The following is a 3,093-nucleotide window of genomic DNA, read 5'->3' as shown; positions in this document are numbered from 1 at the left end:
GGGTAGCCGGGCTTGCTGGCCCAGCTGGCGAAGGAGAAGGTGTTGACCATGGCAATGGCTTGCTCGGGCGCGGTGCGGGCGGTTTCCAGCAGGGCGGGCGAGACCTTCATCGGGTAGGCCGTACCCACCAGAACCAGACGGCTGACCTGCTCGGGTGAGCGCGCGGCGGCCTCAAGCGCGATCAACGAGCCCATGCTGTGCCCGACCAGTGCGGCGGGGTGGCTCAAGCCCGCGGACTGCATCAGGGCCAGCAACCAATCGGCCATGGCCGGCACATCGGCCAGCGGTGCTTGCGCGCGGTTGCGGCCATGGCCGGGCAGGTCGACGGCCAGCACCGCATGGCCGTGGTGGGCGCACCAGCGCGCCAGCAGGGTCCAGACGCTGTGGTCGTTGAGGGCACCGTGGATGAAGACCACGCAGGGCAGGGCGGGATCCAAGGGCTTGCCGCCGGGGTAGGCGTAGGTCGGTTGTTCGTGGACGTTGAAGAGCATGGTGTGAGTCTCGGTGGCTTCGCTTCAGCGGGCGGCGATCTTGAGCGCGCGCTTCAAGTCGGCGATCAAATCCTCGGCGTCTTCCAGGCCGATGGACAGGCGGATGGTGCCGGGCGTGATGCCGGCCTGGGCCAGGGCCGCATCGTCCATGCGGAAATGGGTGGTGCTGGCCGGGTGGATCACCAGCGAGCGGCAGTCGCCGACATTGGCCAGGTGGGAGAAGATCTTGAGCGCTTCGATGAAGCGCCGGCCTTGCTCGCGGCTGCCTTGCAGATCGAAGCTGAAGACCGAGCCGCAACCGCGCGGCAGCAGCTGCTGGGCCAGGCCATGGTCGGCGTGGCTGGCCAGGCCGGGGTAGCCGACTCGGCTGACCTGGGGTTGGGCGGCCAGGAACTCGGCCACGCGGCCGGCGTTCCGCACATGGCGCTCCATGCGCAGGGACAGGGTCTCGATGCCTTGCAGAATCAGCCAGGCGGTGTGCGGGCTCATGCAGGCACCGAAGTCGCGCAGGCCCTCGCGGCGTGCGCGCAGCAGGAAGGCGCCGGTGCTGCTCTCCTCGCTGAACACCATGCCGTGGAAGCCGGCATAGGGTTCGCAGAGCTCCGCAAAGCGACGGCCGCCGCTGCGATCAAACGCGGCCTGCCAGTCGAAGCGGCCGCTGTCCACCAGCACGCCACCGACCACGGTGCCGTGGCCGGACAGGAATTTGGTGGCCGAGTGCATGACCAGGTCGGCGCCCTGGGCGATGGGCCGCTGCAGATAGGGCGTGCTCAGGGTCGCGTCTACCAGTAGGGGCAGGCCGGCCTCGTGCGCGATGACCGCGACGGCCGGGATGTCCAGCACGTCCATGCCCGGGTTGCCCAGGGTCTCGCCGAACAGCAGCCGGGTCTCGGGCCGGATGGCGGCGCGCCAGCCTTCCAGATCGCCTGGTTTCACAAAGGTGGTGCTGATGCCGAAGCGGGCCAGGGTGTAGTGAAGCAGATTGTGCGAGCCGCCGTAGAGCGCGCTGGAGGCGACGATGTGCGAGCCGGCCGCGGCCAGAGTCGTGATTGCCAGATGCAGCGCCGCTTGCCCGCTGGCCGTGGCGATGGCGCCGACCCCACCTTCCAGCGCGGCCATACGCTCTTCGAACACGGCCGTGGTCGGGTTGGAGATGCGGCTGTAGACATGGCCGGCGCGCTCCATATTGAAGAGCGAGGCGGCATGCTCGCTGTTCTCGAACACGAAGGAGGTGCTCAGATGCAGGGGCGTGACGCGTGCGCCGGTGGCGGGATCGGGGGCCGCGCCGGCATGCAAAGCCAGGGTGTCAAAGCCAGGGTCGCTGTAACCGGACATATGGACTTTCGTGATGTTGAATGCGCGGATTGTGTGCTATGTTCCCAAGCATCCTGCGGCGCAAGGTGCCGGGTCTTGCCGACAGTGCAGCAGGTTGTGTTAGGCAGTGGCAGGCAGTGACAACGAGGAGAAAGCTGATCATGAAAGTCGTCGACATTTTGCGCGTCAAGGGCGGCACGCTGTTCACCGTCACGCCCGACGAATTGCTGGCCGTGGCCGTGACCGCCATGGCCGAACGCGACATCGGCTCCCTGGTGGTGATGGAGCATGGCGATCTGGTCGGCATGCTGACCTTCCGCGAGGTGATCGCGGCCATCGTGCGCAATGGCGGCACGGTCGGCACCTCCCTGGTTCGCAGCGTCATGGACGACCATCCGCTGACCTGCACGCCCGAGACCGAAATCGACGAAGTCCGCCGCATGATGCTGGGCCGCCACGCCCGCTACATGCCGGTGCTCAACGGCCGCACGCTGATGGGCGTGATCTCCTTCTACGACGTGGCCAAGGCCGTGGTCGATGGCCAGGATTTCGAAAACCGCATGCTCAAGGCTTACATCCGCGACTGGCCACTGGAAGACAACCCGGCCGCGGCGGACGAATCCAAGCTCTGAGCGGCAGGCGCCTGAACGCCAGTTGCGCCTTCGGGTGCCTGAGCTGGCCTGAGCTCGCCTGAGCTCGCCTGAGTTTCACTCCTGCTTTCACACCCACAGAGAAGCGCGGCTCGGCCGCCTTCTCTGTTTTGTTTTCAGCCTCGGCCTACGGGTGCCAGGCTATGTGCCGAAGGACGCTCCGAGATGACAAGCCTGCAGCAACTCTTTGCCCAAAAGTCCTGGGCCAACCAGGAACTGTTTGCCGTGCTGGCGGACGTGGATGCCAGCCTGCACGCCGAGGCGCTGCATGCCGCGCTGCGCATGCTCAACCACATCTACGTGGTGGACCGCATCTTTCACGCGCATCTCTTCCAGCAGGCGCATGGCTACACCCGCAGCAACACCGATGACACGCCGAGCCTCGAGGCCCTGCAGTTCGAGCAGGCGGAGCTGGATGCGTGGTTTGAGCGTTATGTCGCCGGGCTCTCGCCCGAGCAGGCGGCCGAGCGCCTGCACTTCCAGTTCACCGATGGCGACGCCGGCTGCATGAGCCGGGAGGAGATGCTGCTGCACCTGATCACCCCCGGCGCTTATCACCGCGGCAATGTGGGCCAGATGCTCAAGGCCATCTCGGTCGCGCCGCCGCGCGACCTGCTGACCCGCTTCCTGCATGTGAG

4 protein-coding genes are annotated in these 3,093 nt (G+C 66.7%); 2 read left to right on the top strand and 2 right to left on the bottom strand.

Going from position 1 to position 3,093, the window contains the following annotated elements:
* Both ACK5F2_RS17160 and ACK5F2_RS17155 read right to left on the bottom strand, forming a co-directional pair.
* Nucleotides 1-491 (bottom strand): alpha/beta fold hydrolase (locus ACK5F2_RS17160; protein WP_409866854.1); only part of this gene is annotated, 491 nt, incomplete at its 3' end.
* 24 nt (nt 492-515) lie between these two features.
* Nucleotides 516-1,826: an O-acetylhomoserine aminocarboxypropyltransferase gene (locus ACK5F2_RS17155; protein ID WP_409866852.1), complete on the bottom strand. Its 1,311-nt coding sequence runs from the start codon at nt 1,824-1,826 to the stop codon at nt 516-518.
* 140 nt (nt 1,827-1,966) lie between these two features.
* Here ACK5F2_RS17155 and ACK5F2_RS17150 point away from each other — a divergent pair, with 140 nt between their 5' ends.
* Nucleotides 1,967-2,437: a CBS domain-containing protein gene (locus tag ACK5F2_RS17150; protein ID WP_102770346.1), complete on the top strand. Its 471-nt coding sequence runs from the start codon at nt 1,967-1,969 to the stop codon at nt 2,435-2,437.
* 183 nt (nt 2,438-2,620) lie between these two features.
* On the top strand, nt 2,621-3,093 hold a 473-nt coding region (locus ACK5F2_RS17145), incomplete at its 3' end, for a DinB family protein (protein WP_409866850.1).

Origin of the sequence: Roseateles sp., from assembly GCF_046300915.1 — a bacterium.
GTDB lineage: Bacteria > Pseudomonadota > Gammaproteobacteria > Burkholderiales > Burkholderiaceae_C > Kinneretia.
Note: the sequence above shows the minus strand (reverse complement) of the source record. Positions and strands in the feature narration are given on the sequence as shown.

Coding starts and splice junctions, on each gene's coding strand:
- ACK5F2_RS17155 (WP_409866852.1), bottom strand. CDS start 1,826: ATGTCCGGTTACAGCGACCCTGGCTTTGACACCCTGGCTTTGCATGCC.
- ACK5F2_RS17150 (WP_102770346.1), top strand. CDS start 1,967: ATGAAAGTCGTCGACATTTTGCGCGTCAAGGGCGGCACGCTGTTCACC.